The following is a 19,622-nucleotide window of genomic DNA, read 5'->3' on the forward strand; positions in this document are numbered from 1 at the left end:
AAGTCTGAAGAAGCGGAATCGCTGGGTGGCTATTCACCCAGCTCCATGACGAGTGACAGCGGCGCACGGAACGTCGCGATCAAGCCGCTTTCCGTGAAGTTCTTTTCCACGTCACCGGTTCCGGCAATTCCCATGCGGATAAGGCGCGAACCGAAGCCTCTGCGCTTTGGCTCTGCGGCGGGCGGGCCACCCTTTTCTTCCCATTTCAACGTCAAAATCGGTTTTTCCGAATCGTCTGACACGTGCCAGCTGATGTCGACAACGCCGGTATCTGACGAGAGCGCACCGTATTTGATGGCATTGGTGCCAAGCTCATGCAGCAGCAGAGATAGAGACAGGCCGGCTTTCGGACCAAGCGGAACCTCCGGGCCGGACATGATAACCTTGCCGTCCCCCGCGTGAAGATGCATGACCCTGCCGATGACTTCACGCAGCCGCGCAGTCGACCATGATTGCTGAAGCAGAACGTCATGGGCTGAGCTCAGCGCCTGAAGTCGGCCGTTGAATGCCGCAACCGCATCTCTTTCGGTCACGTTTTTCAGTGTCTGCGCGGCAATGGCCTGCACGATGGACAGTGTGTTCTTGAGCCGGTGGCTGAGTTCCTGATTGAGGATGCGTTGTTCGGATTCCGCGTTCAGCCTGGCGATGGCCGCATAGGCACGATCGGCGACGCCCCAGGCAAAATCGAGTTCCAGCTTGCTCCAGAAACGCGGTTTCGAATCATGTGCGAACAGCACGCCGACCAGTGCGCCCCTATCGATGATGGGAACCTGGACGAAGGAACGCACGCCGATCGCCGCATAGGCCTCCGCATCGCTGTCGAGCCAGCTGGCGGCATTGATGTTGGGGACGGCCAGCGTATCGCCAATTTCCAGGCGCTTGGTCGTTGCCTGAAAAAGGTTCAGCGCATGGTGACCGGCAATGGATGTTGCGCCGGATGCGAGCCAGTTGAACTCGACAAACAAACTATCCGTCGCGCTGTTTATCGTTGCATATCCTGAGCGGTTGACCCCGAGACCCTCGGCCAGAATTTCCGAGGTTATCCGGGAGATGTCCTGCACGGTCTTGCCCACGCGCAGTCTGTCTCCGAGCGTCAGCAGGGCGGCAATTCGTGCGTCTTTGCGCTTGGAATCGGTGATGTCGATGACAACACCGATCATTTTCACCGGTTTGCCGCGTTCATCTTCAATGAACTGCGCGCGCCGCGCCACCCAACGTACACGCTGGTCGTTGCCACGCCGCACCCGGTATTCGACGCTCAAAGGCGCGCTGGCCGTGCCTCGGCTGGACGTTTCAGATGCCGTTTTTCTGTCACCATCGACGATGAGGTTCTGGAACACGGACGCCTTATAGTGCGGCTGTTCCGGCACGCCGAAAATCCGGCAGAATTCATCCGACACGATCATCTCGTCGGTTTCGATATCGACCTCGAAAATGCCGATGCGGCCTGCATCATGCGCGGCTTTTGACCGCTCATCCTTGACGCGCAACGCTTCCGCTTTGGCCCCGACCTTGCTTGCGCGGACCTGCCGTTTTGCCGAGAGGCGACGCTCGAGCATGAGATCATAGGACATTGCGTGCAAGGTTCGTCGCAACTCCAGCTGTGACATGACCTGACGGGCAAGCGCTTGAAGGGATGTCTTCTGAACCTCCGTCAGCTCTTTCGCTTCGTAGCCGAGCGCGCAGACGGTTCCGATGGGCAGACCATCGTCGGATTTCAAAAGGGCGCCCGCATAAAAACGAATATGCGGCTGGCCGGTAACAAGCGGATTATGGTCGAAGCGCGGGTCTTTCGTGGCGTCCGGGACGACCATGAAATCCTGCTCCAGAATAGCTCTTGCGCAGAATGAACTGTCCAGAGGCGTTTCGCGGACGCCCAAACCCACTTCGGCTTTGAAAAACTGCCTGCCATCACCAATCAAATTGACGACAGCAATAGGCGTGCCGCAAATCGTGGATGCAAGCTGGGCAATGTCGTCAAAATCCTGCTCGCGCGGCGTATCGAGGATATTGTAGCTCTCGAGTGCGGCTAACCGACGCTGTTCTTTAGAAACAATACCTTCCATGGGCCTTTTGGGTCTGGAGCTGTCGATGCCGCATCGGCTCGAAGCAGCCGATCATTTAATTCATTTGATACAATAATTTGCACCATTACCAAAAGAAAAAAACAGTGAACGCTTCAGTTTCGCCAGTGCCGAAACCGTGTCGTCGTGGAAGTGTGGCATCGGTGCCCCGGAAAGCGTCTGGCAGCCTATCGAAACTGCTTCGACGCTTTCGGTTTTACCATCAGGCTGCGCGGTACATCGCAGGCTGATGGCGCATGGACTTTTGCACGTTGAAACGGCTGACCAAAGCCGCGAGATTGTTGCTGACGTCACTCAAGCCATGGGTGGCCGCGTTGGTTTCTTCCACCATGGCGGCATTCTGCTGCGTCAATTGGTCCATGCTGCTGATGGCCGAGTTGATTTCGCGGATGCCCACGGCCTGTTCCTGCACAGCCTGGGTAATGGCACCAATATGGTCTTGGATGTGATCGACCTTTTCACCGATCGAGTTCAACGCTTCGCCCGTGCGGCTGACCAGCGACACACCGGTTGTCACATCCTGAGACGATTTGTCGATGAGAACACGGATTTCCTTGGCGGCATTGGCGGAACGCTGCGCCAGTTCGCGAACTTCCTGAGCGACAACCGCAAAGCCTTTGCCTGCTTCCCCCGCACGCGCAGCTTCGACACCGGCATTGAGTGCCAGCAGGTTCGTCTGGAAGGCAATTTCATCGATAACGCTGACGATCTGGGCAATCTTTTGTGAAGACTGCTCGATGGCGCTCATCGCTTCCACGGTTTCCGTCACGATATGGCGGGAACGCGCGGCCTCTTCGGCGGAGCTTTTGACGATATCCCGCGCCTGTTCCGTGCGCTGAGCGGACTGTCTGGAAATGGTGGTGATTTGCTCCAGCGATGCCGCGGTCTGTTCGAGAGATGCTGCCTGCTGTTCGGTGCGGCGCGCCATGTCGTCGGTCGAGGCAGTCAGTTCGCGGGTGTTGTCCGAGATCTTTTGAGATTCCTCAATGATTTCGGAAAAGGCATCGGAAAGTTTGCCGAGCGCCATGTTGAAATTGTTTTTCAAACCATCGAATTCAGAGGCGAGGTCGCCGTCGAGACGCGATGTCATGTCGCCCTGCGCCATGCGGTTCAGCGCCGTATTCAGCAAGGACAGAACGTGTTCCTGTTCCTGCTTCATGCGCTCCTGTTCAAGCTCTGATTTGGCGCGCTCTTCTGCAAGGGCTTCGAGATAGACGGAAATCGAGTAGTCCATATCCAGCATAGCCGCCTTGACCGCGACGGTGATGTCCTTGGCGACCTTTTTGCCCTTTTTCTCGACCATGAACCCTTTGAGCTGCGATTCGACCACGGCCTTGATAATGCCTTCGAGAACAAGGGCGTAGCCGCCAATGTACCAGCGCGGCTCAAGCCCAAGGCGCGCATGGGTGCGCCCGATGGCGGTGACTGCCGTGGTGTATTCGCTGTCAAATGCCGCAGAAGCGATGCGGGACCAATGTTTGACCTGCATGGTTTTGGCATGTTGGATGTGGGCCTCATTCGCGAAGAACTTCGCCGTATCGGGGACGGCTCTCGCTTTTTTGTAGAACGCGTCCAGCGAGCCATCGAGGGAAGCGGTTATGACGGGCTTCAACGCGGCTAGATCGCGCCTCTGCTCGGCACCAAGGCCAATGAAATCAAGCCTCTCGTTCAGATAATGTCCGCTCTTTTGTCCCGTCATTCCGTAAACCCCTGAATTCGCAAGGCGCGATCCCCACCGCGCCGAATAGGGGTCTACTGAACACTTTTATACTTAATGAACTGCTAAATTTGGTCCGCCAGAACGCCAAGACCAAAAAAAGCACGGGCACCGTAAAGGTGCCCGTGCTTCAATCATTGCCACGATGTAAACGTTTACTCGACGGTCTCGGTATTTTCGACCACACGGTGAGCACGCTCGCTCGGGTCGCGGCCGATTTCTGCCTTGAGCGACAACAGGTCGATGAAGTGATCGGCCTGACGACGCAGGTCATCGGCAATCATCGGTGGCTGAGTCGACATGGTGGAGATGACGGAAACCTTGCGGCCTCGGCGCTGAAGCGCGTCCACCAGAGTGGTGAAATCGCCATCGCCCGAAAACAGCACAAGGTGGTCCACCGTCTCGGACTGCTCCATGGCATCGACAGCAAGCTCGATGTCCATGTTGCCCTTGATCTTGCGGCGACCCATGGCGTCGGTGAATTCCTTGGCGGGCTTTGTCACAACCTTGTAACCATTATAGTCCAACCAATCGATCAGCGGGCGAATCGATGAGTATTCCTGATCTTCGATAAGGGCAGTGTAATAATAGGCGCGCAGCAGATAGCCACGCTTCTGAAAGGCCTTCAGAAGCTTTCGGTAGTCGATATCGAAGCCGAGGCTTTTCGAGGCGGCATAAAGATTGGCACCATCGATAAAGAGCGCAATTTTCTCGCGTGGATCGAACATGGAAACAAAATCCTCCCTGGGCGAACGGGCCGCCAATAATTTAAACAGTATCGGTTAGCGAATATAAGCGCGTCATACGGTACATTATTAAGCATTCATATAAGCGTCATGGTTCGCCAGTCCAGCCCCTTGGGAAAATTATGTGTAAAGTTTAATCGAATTGACGATTTTAGGGGGCAGGCGTGCTTGGGAAACGGGCAGGTCAGGAAAAACTTGAAATCTTTCGTCAATACCTGTATCGGGACGGGTAATCCGCGACATTAAGACCGCAAAGGACAGGCAATGGCCCGTGTCACCGTAGAAGATTGCATTGATAAAGTAGACAACCGTTTCGAACTGGTTCTTCTTGCCAGCCATCGTGCGCGCCAGATTTCGCAGGGGTCGCAGATCACGATCGATCGCGACAACGACAAGAACCCTGTCGTTGCTCTGCGCGAAATCGCCGACGAAACGCTGTCGCCTGACGACCTGAAGGAAGACCTGATCCACTCGCTGCAGAAGCATGTTGAAGTGGACGAGCCAGAGCCCGATCCAGTATCGATCGCGGCTGCCGGTTCCAGCGACGCGGAAGACGACGATGCGCCTGAGACCGTCAATTTCGACCAGATGACGGAAGAAGATCTTCTTGCCGGCATCGAAGGCCTTGTGCCGCCGGAAAAGAACGACGATTATTGATTTTATCGACGCGCGGCCGGGCAGGGTACTACCGGTTACGCTCTGTAAAGCTTTATCGTCATAATCTGGACCCAGATTATGCAGCAGTGTGCGCCGATCTAACGATTGGCGCGCTTTCTTTTTCGGGGCATCCCATACATGATGCGACAGTACGAACTCGTTGAGCGGGTTCAAAAATACAAGCCTGAAGCCAACGAGGCCTTGCTGAACAAGGCCTATGTCTATGCCATGCAGAAGCATGGTCAGCAGAAGCGCGCCAACGGCGACCCCTACATATCGCATCCGCTGGAAGTCGCGGCCATCCTCACCGAAATGCATCTCGACGAATCGACGATTGCGGTTGCCCTGCTGCATGACACGATCGAAGACACCAGCGCCACGCGCGCTGAGATCGATGAGCTGTTCGGCGAAGATATCGGTCGACTCGTGGAAGGGCTGACAAAGCTCAAGAAGCTCGATCTTGTTACGAAAAAGGCCAAACAGGCCGAAAACCTGCGCAAGCTCTTGCTGGCGATTTCCGATGACGTGCGCGTTCTCCTGGTGAAGCTGGCCGACCGCCTTCACAATATGCGCACCATGGAGCATATGCCGGAGGACAAGCGCAGCCGGATTTCCGAAGAAACCATGGAAATCTATGCGCCGCTTGCGGGCCGCATGGGCATGCAGGACATGCGCGACGAGCTGGAAGACCTCTCGTTCCGCTATCTAAACCCGGAAGCATTCGAGACGGTCACCAAGCGTCTGCAAGCACTGGAAGAACAGAACCAGGGCCTCGTCAAGAAGATTGAAGACGAATTGCGCGAACTGCTTGTCGCCAATGGGGTCGAGGGTGCTTACGTCAAAGGACGGCAGAAGAAACCGCATTCTGTGTTCCGCAAGATGCAGTCGAAGTCGCTGTCTTTCGAACAGCTTTCCGATGTCTATGGCTTCCGCATTCTCGTGCCGGATCTTCCCGCCTGCTATCGGGCGCTCGGCATCGTGCACACCCGCTGGCGCGTGGTGCCGGGTCGGTTCAAGGACTATATCTCGACGCCGAAGCAGAACGACTATCGCTCCATTCACACCACCATCGTCGGCCCGTCGCGTCAGCGTATCGAGCTGCAAATCCGCACCAAGCGCATGCACGAAATTGCCGAATACGGTATTGCTGCCCATTCGCTCTACAAGGATGGCGAAATCCGCGATGGCGATGTGCTGTCGCCGGAATCCAACGCCTATTCCTGGCTGCGCCACACCATCGAGGCTTTGGCGGATGGCGATAGCCCGGAGGAGTTTCTGGAGCACACCAAGCTCGAACTCTTCCAGGATCAGGTCTTCTGCTTCACGCCCAAAGGCAAGCTCATCGCGTTGCCGCGTGGCGCGACGCCGATCGATTTCGCCTATGCCGTTCACACCAATATCGGCGACACCACCGTCGGTGCCAAGATCAATGGGCGGATCATGCCGCTGGTGACGCGGTTGAACAATGGTGACGAAGTCGAGATCATCCGCTCCGGTGTGCAGGTTCCGCCTGCCGCATGGGAAGAGGTGGTCGTTACCGGCAAGGCGCGTTCCGCCATTCGCCGTGCCACCCGCATGGCCATTCGCAAACAATATGCCGGTCTCGGCTACCGTATTCTGGAGCGCACCTTCGAGCGTGCCGGCAAGCCGTTCTCTCGCGAAGGGCTGAAGCCCGTGCTTCACCGCCTGGCGCAGAAGGATGTCGAAGACGCCATAGCAGCGGTTGGTCGCGGTGAAGTGTCGTCGCTTGACGTGCTGCGTGCCGTTTATCCCGATTATCAGGATGAGCGCGTCACCGTGAAGATGACCGGGGATGATGGCTGGTTCAACATGCGCAGCGCATCCGGCATGATTTTCAAGATACCGGGCAAATCGCGCTCGGTTCTAGAAGATGACGGTGCTGCCGAGGTGATCGATGGTCCTGACCCGCTGCCTATCCGTGGTCTATCCGACAATGTCGAGGTGCATTTCGGCGCAGCCGGCGCTGTTCCGGGCGACCGCATCGTCGGCATCATGGAAAAAGGCAAGGGCATCACCATCTATCCGATCCAGTCGCCGGCGCTACAGCGCTTCGATGACGAGCCGGAACGCTGGATCGATGTGCGCTGGGATCTCGATGAGGCCAACAAGTCACGGTTTATGGCCCGCGTCATGATCAATGCCCTCAACGAACCCGGCACGCTGGCGTCGGTCGCGCAGTCCATCGCAACGCTGGACGTGAATATTCGTGGACTGAACATGGTGCGCATCGGCACCGACTTTTCCGAATTGGCCCTCGACATCGAAGTGTGGGATTTGCGACAGCTCAACCAGCTTTTATCGCAGATGAAGGACCTGGACTGCGTGTCCACGGTCAAACGTGCCTTCGATTAAGGCATATTTGCTCAGAAAACGACCATCAAGGCCGCCGTTATGCGTTCAGCGCATGGCAGCGGCCTTGTCCTGTCTGTAGTCAAAGGCACCAAACGGGACTATTTTCAGCTTCAGAAATCAAGAGCAAGCAAGCGGCCAGCCGGTATAGACCGATGAAGTGGCCGATGTATCTGAAAAGGAAACGAAGATGTTTGGACCGCTCCGCAAGATCGCCCGTGCCGTTCGTGGCAAGACCACTCAGGAACGTGAATTCGATTACTTGAGCGATTCCGTATCGCGCATCGACCTGGAATTCCGCCAGCGTGAAGTCGATCGTGGCATGTTCCGCAAGTAATGCAAAAACGCATACCGGCCATGCCGGTATGGGATGTGATTGAGCGCATATGAGACGGCGTGCGATATACGCCAAATGCGCTCTTTGAGTTTCAGCTGTGGTTTCGCCCTTGGCGTAATCGAAACGATGCAATAAGTTCCCCGTATGCCGTTTCGTCGCCGTAAACCCGTTGGACACCTTGAAAGACTGCGCGCCGTTCTGTGGCCGAGCATGGGCTTTCGCCGTTCGCTTCGTTATCTGAAGCTGAGGCTCGTGCGGCTGTCGGCATCTCCTTACTCCGTGGCGGCGGGTGTTGCGGTGGGTGTGGCAGTCGCATGGACGCCGTTTCTGGGCGTTCACATCATCATCGCCATGGCTCTCGCCTTTATCCTGCGCGCCAATCTGGTCGCCGCAGCCCTCGGCACGACATTCGCAAATCCACTGACATTCCCGCTCATCTGGGCGGCGACATGGGAACTCGGTCATGTCATCCTCGGGCGCAACAGCGATAGCGCGTCCTCACAGGTCGATTTTGCCGCCATGTTCAGCCACATGAACTTCCTGCATCTCTGGGCCCCGGTGCTGGAGCCGATGACCATAGGTGCCATCATTCCCGGCGCGCTCTCTGCCATCGTCGCCTATTTCAGCGTTTACGCCGTCATTCGCGGGTTCAGGGCGCAAAAGCATCAGATGCTGGCGCAGCAGATAGCCGACCGTAAATCCGCTTTGGGTGTTACCGAATGATCATAGGCATGGGCAGCGACCTCATCGATATCAGACGGATCGAAACCTCCATTTCACGCTTCGGCGATCGGTTCACCCATCGCTGCTTTACCGACGTCGAGCAGAAGAAGTCCGATGGCCGCAAGAACCGCGCGGCGTCTTACGCCAAGCGTTTCGCTGCCAAGGAGGCCTGTTCCAAGGCTTTGGGGACAGGGCTGGCGCAGGGCGTTTTCTGGAAAGACATGGGTGTCGTGAACCTGCCCAGCGGCAAGCCGACAATGCGGCTGACCAATGGCGCAGCGGAGCGTCTCGCTAAACTTTTGCCCGCCGGACATGAGGCGGTTATCCACCTTACCATCACCGATGAATTTCCTTACGCGCAGGCGTTTGTGATCATCGAGGCGCTTCCAACCGCTAAATAACGTCGAATTGCGCCGTTGTATCGGTTTTAGCCCCATTGCACATGATGGAACCGCTTCCCTTTGCCTTTGAAAGGTTCTAGAGAAGTCCGTCGAAAATGAAGAACGAGCAGGCAGGTCTTAAGTGTCCGAAAAAGCTGAAAAGAAGCAAAGCGCCCTCTGGGAAAACGTCAAGGTCATCGTGCAGGCGTTGCTGCTGGCAATGGTCATCCGCACCGTCCTTTTCCAGCCTTTCACCATCCCGTCCGGCTCCATGATGCCGACGCTGCTGGTCGGTGACTACCTGTTCGTCAACAAGTTCTCCTACGGCTATTCGAAATATTCGCTGCCGTTTTCGCCGAACCTATTCTCCGGACGCATTCTGCAGTTCAGCGAACCGAAGCGCGGCGATGTCGTCGTCTTCCGCCTGCCGCCAAATCCCGATGTCGATTACATCAAGCGCCTTGTCGGTCTGCCGGGTGACCGCATTCAGGTGACCAACGGCGTGCTTTTCGTTAACGGTCAGCCTGTTCCCAAGCAGCCGGATGGTGCCTTCACGTCCGACTACCGCGCTGATCCCGGTTCCAACGTTCCGGTTTTCCGCGAAACATTCGATAATGGCGTCACCTTCGACACGCTCGACCAGTCTCCGGACTCGCGTGGCGACAATACCCGGGAATTCCTGGTCCCCGAAGGTCACTATTTCATGATGGGCGACAACCGCGACAACTCGCTGGATAGCCGTTTCGACGTCGGTTTCGTGCCTGCCGAAAACCTGATTGGCCGCGCAAGCGTCATCTTCTTCTCGCTCGGCAACGACACGCCATTCAGCCGCGTCTGGGATTGGCCCGCCAATATGCGTTGGGACCGCCTGTTCAAGGTTGTTAAATGAGCAAGGTCAAGTCGCTTTCGGCGGATGAAATCGGCCGTCTGGAAGCCCTTATCGGATATGAATTCAAGGAAAAGGCCCGGCTCGACCGGGCCTTGACCCATGCAAGCGCCAGTGCCGGAAAGACCGGAAATTACGAGCGTCTGGAGTTTCTGGGCGACCGTGTGCTGGGCCTGTGCGTGGCCGAACTGTTGTTCACGACGTTCCGCAACGCCACCGAAGGCGAGCTTTCCGTGCGGCTGAACCAACTGGTCAGTGCCGAATCCTGCGCCGCCATTGCCGACGAGATGGGCCTGCACCTGTTCATCCGCACCGGTGCCGACGTCAAGAAACTGACCGGCAAGGCGATGTTGAACGTGCGCGCCGATGTGGTCGAAAGCCTGATTGCGGCCATTTACATCGATGGCGGTCTGGAGGCTGGACGCGCCTTTATTTTGAAATACTGGAACAAGCGCGCCACCCGCGTGGATGCCGGGCGGCGTGATGCCAAGACCGAATTGCAGGAATGGGCGCATGCGAAATTCGCAACGACCCCGCATTACAGGATTGACGACCGCACCGGACCGGACCACGATCCAAGCTTCACGGTGACGGTGGAGGTACCCGGCGTTAAGCCGGAAACGGGCGTTGATCGCTCCAAGCGCGCCGCCGAGCAGGTTGCAGCGACGAAATTATTGGAACGCGAAGGCGTTTGGCAGAAATCATCTGCCGCAAATTGATTGGATACCCCATGACTGAACATGAAATCGACGCCACGCCGTCAGAAGAAACCGTTGAAACCCGGCCGACCCATTCTGGCTTCGTTGCGCTGATCGGCCCCACCAATGCGGGCAAGTCGACGCTGGTCAACCATCTCGTCGGCGCCAAGGTTTCCATCGTCAGCCACAAGGTGCAGACGACTCGCGCCGTCATGCGCGGCATCGCCATCCACAACAATGCCCAGATCGTTTTCATGGACACGCCCGGTATCTTCAAGCCGCGCCGTCGTCTGGACCGCGCCATGGTCACATCCGCATGGGGTGGTGCCAAGGACGCCGACATCATTCTGCTGCTGATCGATAGCGAGCGCGGTCTGAAGGGCGATGCACAGACCATCCTCGAAGGCCTGAAGGACGTGAAGCAGACGAAAATTCTCTGCCTCAACAAGATCGATCAGGTCCAGCGCGAGGATCTGCTGAAGCTGGCGTCTGCTGCAAACGAGATCGTCAATTTCGACCGCACCTTCATGATTTCTGCGACCAATGGTTCGGGTTGCGACGATCTGATGAACTATCTGTCGGATGAACTGCCGCAGGGCCCGTGGTATTACCCGGAAGACCAGATTTCCGATCTTCCCATGCGCCAGCTCGCTGCCGAAATTACCCGTGAAAAGCTGTTTCTACGTCTGCATCAGGAGCTTCCTTACGCTTCGCACGTGGAAACGGAAACGTGGGAAGAGCGCAAGGACGGCTCTGTTCGCATCGAGCAGGTCATCTATGTCGAGCGCGAAAGCCAGAAGAAGATCGCTCTTGGCAAGAACGGCGATGCCATCAAGGCCATCTCGTCATCTTCGCGCAAGGAACTGTCTGCCATTCTCGAGCAGACCGTACACCTCATCCTGTTTGTGAAGGTGCGCGAGAATTGGGGCGATGACCCGGAACGTTTCCGTGAAATGGGTCTGGAGTTTCCGCGGAACTGACTGTCCACGGCGGAGCCGGTTCGGTTTCCGGGTGAATGCTCTGATAACCTTATCGATTTCGTTGTTTATGGATCCTCATGTCGCCCAAGAAGCCGAACGGAATGTCGACCACGCCTTGCGAACAGTGTCCTTTGCGTGGTCTCAAATATTTCCGTGACTTCACGCCCCCGGAGCTGGATTTCGTATCGCGCTTCAAAACCGGTGAACTTTCGGTGGAGCCGGGTGCCATCGTGCTGATGGAGGGTTCTCACAGCGCGCATCTTTATACGATTCTGCAAGGCTGGGGTTTTCGCTACAAAACGCTGGAAGATGGCCGCCGCCAGATCCTCAATTATCTGATGCCGGGCGATCTCGTCGGCTTGCAGGGAACGGTGATGGGGGAGATGCAGCACTCCGTCGAGGCTCTGTCTCCGATCACGCTGTGCGTCTTCGAGCGCGGGCGGCTGAACAGCCTTTTCGGCGATCATCCCTCGCTTGCCTATGACATCACCTGGATTGCCGCGAGCGAAGAACGCATGCTCGACAATCACTTGCTCAGCATTGGCCGGCGCACGGCGTTGGAGCGGGCGGCCTATCTTCTGGCGTTTCTTTACAACAAGGCGATCAGGGTAGGGCTTCTGGAAAAGAACGGCCCCATTCCCGTGACGCAGCAGCATGTTGCCGATACGCTCGGACTGTCCATCGTTCACACCAACAAGACGTTGCGCAAGCTCGCGGATCGGGAATTGATTCGCTGGACGGACAAGGGCTGCATCGTGCTGGATGACACAGGTCTGGCCCAAACAGCAGGCTGGGATCCAGATTCTCGCAATGCCAGGCCATTTATTTAGATATTTCTGATGTAATCCCGTTCCTTTTTGATATGTCTTTTTTAAATGACGCAGTCAGGCCGATCTGCGATGTGATAGGAATTGGTTCTGTGAATGTTCACGGATTTTTTTGATGCTACGGTGTCCGTAGCCAGAGAAAGATAAAATATGTTGCCTCAACGGGTTCTCATCGTGGAGGACGAGTATCTGGTTGCAATGGATGTGGAGACGTCTCTTCAGTCCATGGGCGTAGAAACCATCGATATCGCGACCACATTGCTACAAGCCAAGGAATCCCTGCTGCGGGAGAAGCCGGATTGCGTGCTTCTCGATGTCAGCCTTTCGGATGGGACGAGCTATGAGCTTGCGCGTCATTTGAGGGAGTATTCGATTCCCTTCGGCTTCGTCAGCGGGTACGGAGATACCAGCGGTTTCCCGCCTGATTTTGCGGAGTGCCATCTTTTGGATAAGCCTTTCGGCGAGATGGAGTTGAGGGCGTTCGTCACGAAGATCATGGCGTAACGAAACCGAGCGCTCTTGCACCGTAGCTGATACAGTATGGTTTGAATCGGCATATTGAGCGAAACATTCCATGCAGTGGCAGGACGATGCAATTATTCTGGGCGTAAAGCGTCACGGCGAAACAAGCGTTATTGCCGAGCTGATGACGCGAACGCGTGGACGCTATCTCGGCCTTGTCCGCTCCGGGCGCTCGCGCAGCATGCAGCCGGTGCTTCAGCCCGGCAACCGGGTTGATGTCACGTGGCGGGCGCGCCTGGACGATCACCTGGGTGAATACCGCATAGAGCCGGTGCAATTGCGTGCTGCGCAGCTCATGGAAACGGCAACTGCCGTTTACGGCGTGCAGGCCATGGCCGCATTGCTGCGCCTGTTGCCGGAGCGTGATCCGCATCCCCATTTGTTCGAGGCGCTGGACGTTATTCTCGACAATCTGTCTGACCCTGCCGATGCCGGTGAGCTATTCGTTCGTTTCGAGCTGGCAGTGCTTGATGATTTGGGTTTCGGGCTGGACCTGAAGGAATGTGCGGCAACCGGACTGCGCAGCGATCTCGTCTATGTATCGCCGAAAACGGGCAGGGCGGTGTGCCGCACTGCAGGCGCGCCCTATGCCGACCGGATGCTGGCATTGCCGCCGTTTTTGAGTGCGGAACACTCCAAGGCCGCCGATAGCGAAAGCCTCGCGGCGGCCTTCCGCCTGACGGCGCATTTTCTCAACCGGCATGTCTACGAGCCGCGTGGCCTCAACGAAAACTCCACCCGTGATGGTTTCGTGCAGGCGGCCCTGAAGGCGCTGGACAAGGCTGGCTGAATGAAAGCTTCAGGCCATTGCCGGCCTAAACACCGGGCGTTCCTCGATCGGCCAATGCACGACGGCGGCAAACAGGCCCATCACGACACCCAGCCACCATACGACATCGTAAGAACCGAGCTTGTCATAGAGAAAGCCGCCCAGCCAAACGCCGAGGAACGAGCCGATCTGGTGCGACAGAAACACGACGCCGCCCAGCATGCCGAGGTGGCGCGTGCCGAACATGATGGCGACGAGGCCGTTTGTCGGCGGCACGGTGGAAAGCCACAGAATGCCCATCACGGCCGCAAAAATGATGACCGATGTGGGTGATTGCGGCAGCAACAGAAACGCGGTGACCGCAATCGAGCGGCCGATATAGATATAGGCGAGGAGGTAGGGCTTGGAATAACGCTGGGCGATGAAGCCCGCGGCCAGCGAGCCTGCAATGTTGAAGAAGCCGATCAAAGCCATGGCGATGACGGCATAACGTGGTTCGATGCCGATATCGCCGAGATAGGCGGGGAAATGTGCGGTGATGAAGGCAACCTGAAAGCCGCAGACGAGAAAGCCGGTGGCCAGCAGCAGATAGCTTTTATGGCCCAGCGCTTCCTTCAAAGCCTGTGCCGCCGTCTGCTGAAACTGCGCCTTGGACTGCGTGCCGGATGACGAATTGCCCCGCAACGGCCATGCCAGCAACGGCACGATCAACATCATCGCCGCCAGCCAGACAAGACTGTCAGACCATCCATAGGTGGAGATTAGACCCTGGCTGATCGGCGCAAAGACGAACATGCCAGCAGAACCCGCAGCGGTGCCGATGCCAAACGCCATGGAGCGCTGCTCCGGCGTCACATGCCGGGCAAAGGCAGAGAGAATGACGCTGAACGAACCCGCTGCGATGCCAAGCCCGACAAGAACGCCGCCACCCAGATCCAGCCACAGCGGCGATGTGCCAACCGACATGCAGACAAGTCCAGCCGCATAGATCAGGCCAGACAGCACCAGCACGCGGCCCGTTCCGTATTTATCCGCCAGCGCCCCGAAAAATGGCTGGCCAAGACCCCAGAACAGGTTCTGCAACGCCATGGCAAAACCGAAGGTGGAGCGGTCCCAACCCGTATCCGCCAGCATGGGCAACTGAAAGAAACCCATGGCCGAACGCGGCCCGAAGGTCAGAACGGCAATCAGCGAGCCAGCAACAATGATCAGCCATGGCATACGGCTTGTAGACGGGGTGGCGATTTGGGACACGGGATTTCTCTCCAGACAGGAAACGAATATTACCTTTTGCCGAAGTGTTTCGCCAACGACTTTTCTTGACGGGGATATAAGCGGGTTTGATGGGTGGGGTCGCGGCAGAGTTTACGGTTGAGTATGCGGCTTACCCCCCTCTGTCCTGCCGGACATCTCCCCCACAGGTGGGGAGATCAACTCGTTGAGACCTCTCGCCCATCTTGACGGCGGCGGAGATCGAGGAGCAAGCGTCTAGCCAATCTCCCTCCTTGTGGGGGAGATGTCCGGCAGGACAGAGGGGGGTAAGCCCCACACTCTGACATTCCCTATAATCGCTTACGAACATAAACGCTCTCACCGCCGCTTAAATGCCCACCCCTCCACGCGCTCCTCCACAACCCTCGCCATATCCCCCACAGCAATCGATCCTTCCCCGCGCGGCGTCACGTTCCAGCCGAAGAGCGGGCCGGGGACGCGGCGGTCGGCGGACATGCGTAGGCGGCCCATGGCTTTCATGGGGGAGGGTACGTCGCGGGAGCCGGTGGTTTGATCCTGCGTGGTCATGATACAGCGGGCGCAGGGTTTGACGAGGTCGAAGCGGATGCCGTTGATCTCGAGCGCCGCCCAGCGGTCTTCTGCCCAGGGCTCATCGGTTTCCAGCACGATATTGGGGCGGAAGCGTTCCATGCCGACATGGTCTTCGCCATTAGCGGCCATGTTCTCGTTGAGTGCGGCAAGAGATGCCGTGGTGGTGACGAGGATCTGGTAGCCATCCGCGAAGGTAACCGGCGTGTCGTTGCCGGTCCATTCGACGCTGGCGCTTCGGCGTGACTGCGCATCGAAGAAGGCCAGCTTTACATCCCGCCCAAGCCAGCCGGATAGGGTGCTATTGACCTCATCGGTCGCAACGGCGGCATCCACCACGGATTTCCACACGGTCGCATGGATGCGGGCATTGGAGGGTTCAGCGTTGACCTGGCCTTTGCCATCGACCGAGAGATGAAAACCGTTCTGCTCAGCCCTGACGTTGATCGTGGCGATTTGCGGCAGTTCGCGCTGGGTGATGAATTGGCCGGATGGATCGACCAGCATGGCGCGGCGGTCGCCCGGCAGGCCCTCGGCGCTGATAGGGCTTTCTGTCAGCGAAATGCCGCGCGCGCTTTTCAGCGGGTAGATGTTGAGTTCGGTAATGCGCATCATGGGCCTCATATCTCGTCCAGAAACAGGTCGAGCACCTGTTTCAGCCGCTCATGCCGTTCCTTGGCGATCTGCCGTCCGGTTTCGGTCTGGAAACCGTCTGCCAGCTTGAACAGCTTGTTTTCGAAATGGTCGATGGCAAAACGCCGGTCGTCAAGCGGGCGGTTTTTTGCCAGCGGATCGGCGGGATCGTAAAGGGCCGAGCCCATACGCCCGGCGATGTAGAAACAGCGCGCCGCACCCACCATGCCGATGGCATCCAGCCGGTCCGCATCCTGAAGGATTTTCGCCTCCAGCGTTTGCGGGGTGATATTGGCCGAAAAACTGTGGGTCAGAATGGCGTGGGCGACGGCCTGGATATCCGCGTCATCCCAGCCGAGTTCACGCAGAATACCGGAGGCTTTTTCCGCTGCCAATCGTGAGGCTTGCGCGCGCAGCGGCGAGTTCTTTTCCACGGCCACGCAGTCATGCAGCAAAACGCTGGCCGCCAGGACTGTGCCATTGCCGCCTTCCTGCGCGTGAATGCGCAGGGCATTGCGGAACACGCGGTGGATATGCGCCAGATCATGCGAGCCGTCGTCGCCTTCCGCCGCATGCGGTATCAGCGTTTCGGCAAGCTGTTCGTAAGGCGCAAAGGCTTGTGCCTGCATGTGATTCCCCCGTCTCGACGGTTGCTTTTAAGACGCGGGCAAAGCAGGCGCAATCACCCCTGCGCTTCCTCTGGCTTGGGCTGGGCGGTCAGTATCTTCTGGTAGAACAGGCCGATGCCGATCAGCACGACGCCAAGACCGATGAAGGACAAAGCGCGCAGCACCCCTTCCAGATTGCTCATATCAATGAGGAAAGCCTTGGCGACGGCCAGCAGAACCAGAGCCGCCGAGGCCAGCCGCAGGCTCTTGGCATTAAAGCGGGAGCCGAGAACGAGCAGCAGCACGCCGATAACCAGCCAGACGACGGAATAGCTGTAGGTTTCGCCCTGAAGGAAGCCCTTCCAGTCCGCGATATTCTCGCCCTGCCAGAAGCGGCGCACCGACAGCGTTGCCCATGCGAAACCAAGTGCTGCGCCGGAGAGAGCCAGCAGCGTAACATAGGCTACGGGGCGTTTGCCGCGCGCATACCAGGCCAGCCCGGCATAGGCGATGGCCGGGAGCAGATAGCCGATCAGCAGCAGGTTGAGGAACGGCCACGGCCCGGTGCCTTCGCCGGTAAAGTAAGGGTTGAGCGCGAAGAAATGCGCGACCAGCACGTTGAACATGGCAATGACGCCCGCCAGCATGGAGCCATAACGGAAGATAGGGCTTGGGCTTTTCAAATCCAGCGTCATCAACACGCCGGACATTCCGATGGTCAGCAGCGTGTAGATGGACTGTTCGCCCAGCGTCGGCACCGAGTCGTTGAGAACGCCGCCATTCATGGCATGGCGCACGAGGATGGCGATGGCCAGCAGGCCCATGAGGCTGGCAATGGCTTGCAGGAAGTTCTTTGCCCGCACGCCCGGCCAGTCGCGCAACAGCCATGCGGATACGATGGCGAGCAGCGCCGGAATGCCGTAACCGGGCAACAGCGCGTTGAACACAGGCGTCGTGCCGAGGTTTTGCGGGCCGACGATGGTGGGCTCCCAGGCGATGCGGCCGAGAACGAAAAGGCAGGCCAGCGCCATGACCCATGGCAGCGCCGCCCAGGAGCGCTGGCGCGTGGCAAGCACATAGGCAAAGCCGATAACCGGAATGAGAATGGTCGTTGCAAGCCCTTCTGTCAGCGTATGGACGACGAAGGTGAAGGCCAGGAACGAGCCAAGCACCATGGCGTTGACAGGCGTGACGAAAGCGTCATCCCGTTTGCGGTCCAACCAGTAGGCGCTACCCAGCAGAACGAGGCCAACCGACAGGCCATAGGCGGCATGCAGCCAGTCGCGCGTCAGGTTGCCATATTGCACGAAACTGATGATGCCGAGACCGAGCGGGACAACCGAGCCAATAACGGCCCACAGGGTTCCAAAGGACGGGTCGTTTGACGTCTTGCTCCGGACGGCCTGCCAGGAAAACAGCAGGAACACAATGCCCAATATCCGCGTGACCGGTCCCTGCACGGCAACCGCGTCAGCTGTGGAAAGCGCAGTCGTGGCATCACCCAGCACCGGAAGATAATTGATGCCGAAGCCGGCCAGGAGATTAGCGCAGCCAAGTGCCGCCAGCGACGCGAAGATGGCGGGCCAGATGGCATAGTTGCGGCCCGCGCCCAGCGCCGCCAGACCGATAATGAGAACGGCCATCGCAAAGGCCGGATGCATCGTGATGGCAGTTTCAATGACCGAGAAAGCCAGCGCCGGGAGCACCACTGCCAGAGACAGGGTCACACCAAGGCTGGCCGGTGGACGGCCGAGCAATTCCGCAACGACAGGCAAATAGCTGTCCGAACGCGGCGTATAAATTGCCATGTCACGCGGTTGGCCGGGGTATTTTCCGGGCCAGATCCAGATCGAGCCGGCAATCATGGCCATCAGGCTGGCGACAACAGGTTCGGCCTCGATAATGGGCGCAAACACCATGTAGCCGATCGCCCACAGGCCCAGCCCGGCATTGGCGAGAGCGGGAACGACATGCCAACGCTGGCGTCGCGCTGCCCCTGCCGTGGCAAGCCATGAGACGGTAAGGAAGCCGAACAGCGCCCAGATATTGGGGCTTTCGGTGGAAATCAGCGCCGGCGTGACCATGGAGCCGAGAAGGCCGAGCCCGGCCAGCGCCTGTCCGTGCAGAAGTGACAGGGCAATGGTGGCGAAGCCGACAAGCGCCAGTATGACGAATGCCGTCGTCGGCCCGATATAGTCGTAAATGCCGTATGCCGCGTAGGTGACACCGAACAAAGTCAGCGCGCCCGCTGCCGTCAGCACGCCGGGAATCATGGCATTGGAATAGGCGCTGGCAATGCCCGGCACAACCTTGCGGCGGATCGCCTCACCGGCGGCTGCCAGCAGAAGACCGAAGATGGCCGCCATGGAAAGCCGCACGGCGGGGCTCAGAAGACCGCTTTCGATGGAATATTTGACGAGGAAAATGCCGCCCAGCGCCAGCGCCAAGCCACCAGCCCAAACCGCCCAGCGGGCACCGAGCCTGCTTTCGAAGCTTTCTTTCGGGCGAGCAGGCGTGGCAGGCAACGTAAAGGTTTCCGACGCTTCCTCCGCTACGGGCTCATCTGCCGCAGCCCGTGCGGCGATTGCCTGATCTTCTTCGGATGCTTCCGGGGCGGAATCAGCCTGGAATGCTGCGTCGACGGGCGTCTGCTCTTCGGCTGCCGTTGCGTCCTGCGTGGGGAGGGCTACCACCCCGCCCGCAGCGATCTGCGCTTTGAGCTTCGTCAACTCCGTCTCGACAAGCAAAAGCCGTCTGGAGTTTTTGATGCTCGCATTCAACGTGTAAAAGAAAGCGACGACGTAGCCGATGATGAGCAGAAACAGGAACAGTGTCATAAAAACCCCGAATATGGTCCTGTTTTT

18 protein-coding genes are annotated in these 19,622 nt (G+C 58.0%); 11 read left to right on the forward strand and 7 right to left on the reverse strand.

The features are described from left to right. Positions 1 to 29 precede the first annotated feature (29 nt). From CPJ18_RS13640 to CPJ18_RS13650, 3 genes are all read right to left on the reverse strand, one after another. Entirely contained in the window at positions 30 to 2,066 is a 2,037-nt protein-coding gene (locus CPJ18_RS13640; RefSeq protein ID WP_103587590.1) for a GAF domain-containing protein, read from the reverse strand. Between the two features lie 220 nt (positions 2,067 to 2,286). Beyond that, on the reverse strand, positions 2,287 to 3,783 hold the full coding sequence (locus CPJ18_RS13645) for a methyl-accepting chemotaxis protein (protein ID WP_103658927.1): 1,497 nt from the start codon (positions 3,781 to 3,783) through the stop codon (positions 2,287 to 2,289). A 173-nt stretch (positions 3,784 to 3,956) separates the two neighbouring features. Then, complete coding sequence (locus tag CPJ18_RS13650) at positions 3,957 to 4,529, reverse strand: LabA-like NYN domain-containing protein (RefSeq protein ID WP_045231782.1); 573 nt, start codon at positions 4,527 to 4,529, stop codon at positions 3,957 to 3,959. Between the two features lie 282 nt (positions 4,530 to 4,811). Here CPJ18_RS13650 and rpoZ point away from each other — a divergent pair, with 282 nt between their 5' ends. The 11 genes from rpoZ to recO all read left to right on the forward strand — a co-directional run bounded on the left by rpoZ (position 4,812) and on the right by recO (position 13,717). After that, positions 4,812 to 5,204, forward strand: coding sequence for a DNA-directed RNA polymerase subunit omega (rpoZ, locus tag CPJ18_RS13655; RefSeq protein ID WP_077122258.1), 393 nt, complete (start codon positions 4,812 to 4,814; stop codon positions 5,202 to 5,204). A 138-nt stretch (positions 5,205 to 5,342) separates the two neighbouring features. Next, positions 5,343 to 7,577, forward strand: a complete 2,235-nt coding sequence (locus CPJ18_RS13660) for a RelA/SpoT family protein (RefSeq protein ID WP_077106134.1) — start codon at positions 5,343 to 5,345, stop codon at positions 7,575 to 7,577. A 187-nt stretch (positions 7,578 to 7,764) separates the two neighbouring features. Beyond that, the gene (locus tag CPJ18_RS13665) at positions 7,765 to 7,911 is read left to right on the forward strand and encodes a DUF3563 domain-containing protein (protein WP_077106133.1); all 147 of its coding nucleotides are present in this window, start codon (positions 7,765 to 7,767) and stop codon (positions 7,909 to 7,911) included. A 144-nt stretch (positions 7,912 to 8,055) separates the two neighbouring features. Next, positions 8,056 to 8,634: a DUF2062 domain-containing protein gene (locus CPJ18_RS13670; RefSeq protein ID WP_103658928.1), complete on the forward strand. Its 579-nt coding sequence runs from the start codon at positions 8,056 to 8,058 to the stop codon at positions 8,632 to 8,634. Continuing rightward, the gene (gene acpS / locus CPJ18_RS13675; protein WP_077122256.1) at positions 8,631 to 9,035 is read left to right on the forward strand and encodes a holo-ACP synthase; all 405 of its coding nucleotides are present in this window, start codon (positions 8,631 to 8,633) and stop codon (positions 9,033 to 9,035) included. Before CPJ18_RS13670 ends, acpS begins: the two co-directional genes overlap by 4 nt. A gap of 121 nt (positions 9,036 to 9,156) precedes the next feature. Next, positions 9,157 to 9,903, forward strand: coding sequence for a signal peptidase I (lepB, locus tag CPJ18_RS13680; RefSeq protein ID WP_077106130.1), 747 nt, complete (start codon positions 9,157 to 9,159; stop codon positions 9,901 to 9,903). Next, complete coding sequence (rnc, locus tag CPJ18_RS13685) at positions 9,900 to 10,619, forward strand: ribonuclease III (protein ID WP_103658930.1); 720 nt, start codon at positions 9,900 to 9,902, stop codon at positions 10,617 to 10,619. The genes lepB and rnc overlap by 4 nt, the downstream gene beginning before the upstream one ends. An 11-nt stretch (positions 10,620 to 10,630) precedes the next feature. Further along, positions 10,631 to 11,578, forward strand: a complete 948-nt coding sequence (era, locus tag CPJ18_RS13690) for a GTPase Era (protein ID WP_077106128.1) — start codon at positions 10,631 to 10,633, stop codon at positions 11,576 to 11,578. Positions 11,579 to 11,655: 77 nt separating this feature from the next. After that, entirely contained in the window at positions 11,656 to 12,408 is a 753-nt protein-coding gene (locus CPJ18_RS13695; protein ID WP_077122254.1) for a Crp/Fnr family transcriptional regulator, read from the forward strand. A gap of 147 nt (positions 12,409 to 12,555) precedes the next feature. Beyond that, positions 12,556 to 12,909 (forward strand): response regulator, encoded by a 354-nt coding sequence (locus CPJ18_RS13700; RefSeq protein WP_077106126.1) that lies wholly within the window; start codon positions 12,556 to 12,558, stop codon positions 12,907 to 12,909. Between the two features lie 70 nt (positions 12,910 to 12,979). Beyond that, positions 12,980 to 13,717, forward strand: coding sequence for a DNA repair protein RecO (gene recO, locus CPJ18_RS13705; protein ID WP_103658932.1), 738 nt, complete (start codon positions 12,980 to 12,982; stop codon positions 13,715 to 13,717). Between the two features lie 9 nt (positions 13,718 to 13,726). Here recO and CPJ18_RS13710 read toward each other — a convergent pair whose 3' ends face one another. The 4 genes from CPJ18_RS13710 to CPJ18_RS13730 all read right to left on the reverse strand — a co-directional run bounded on the left by CPJ18_RS13710 (position 13,727) and on the right by CPJ18_RS13730 (position 19,595). Beyond that, the gene (locus tag CPJ18_RS13710) at positions 13,727 to 14,917 is read right to left on the reverse strand and encodes an MFS transporter (protein WP_103658934.1); all 1,191 of its coding nucleotides are present in this window, start codon (positions 14,915 to 14,917) and stop codon (positions 13,727 to 13,729) included. A gap of 369 nt (positions 14,918 to 15,286) precedes the next feature. Then, entirely contained in the window at positions 15,287 to 16,129 is an 843-nt protein-coding gene (locus CPJ18_RS13720; protein ID WP_103659137.1) for an MOSC domain-containing protein, read from the reverse strand. Positions 16,130 to 16,137: 8 nt separating this feature from the next. Next, the gene (locus CPJ18_RS13725; RefSeq protein ID WP_103658936.1) at positions 16,138 to 16,779 is read right to left on the reverse strand and encodes an HD domain-containing protein; all 642 of its coding nucleotides are present in this window, start codon (positions 16,777 to 16,779) and stop codon (positions 16,138 to 16,140) included. 53 nt (positions 16,780 to 16,832) lie between these two features. Next, on the reverse strand, positions 16,833 to 19,595 hold the full coding sequence (locus tag CPJ18_RS13730; RefSeq protein ID WP_103658938.1) for a DUF2339 domain-containing protein: 2,763 nt from the start codon (positions 19,593 to 19,595) through the stop codon (positions 16,833 to 16,835). Positions 19,596 to 19,622 lie beyond the last annotated feature (27 nt).

The sequence above is a fragment of the Agrobacterium rosae genome, from assembly GCF_002915175.1.
GTDB classification, from domain to species: domain Bacteria; phylum Pseudomonadota; class Alphaproteobacteria; order Rhizobiales; family Rhizobiaceae; genus Agrobacterium; species Agrobacterium rosae.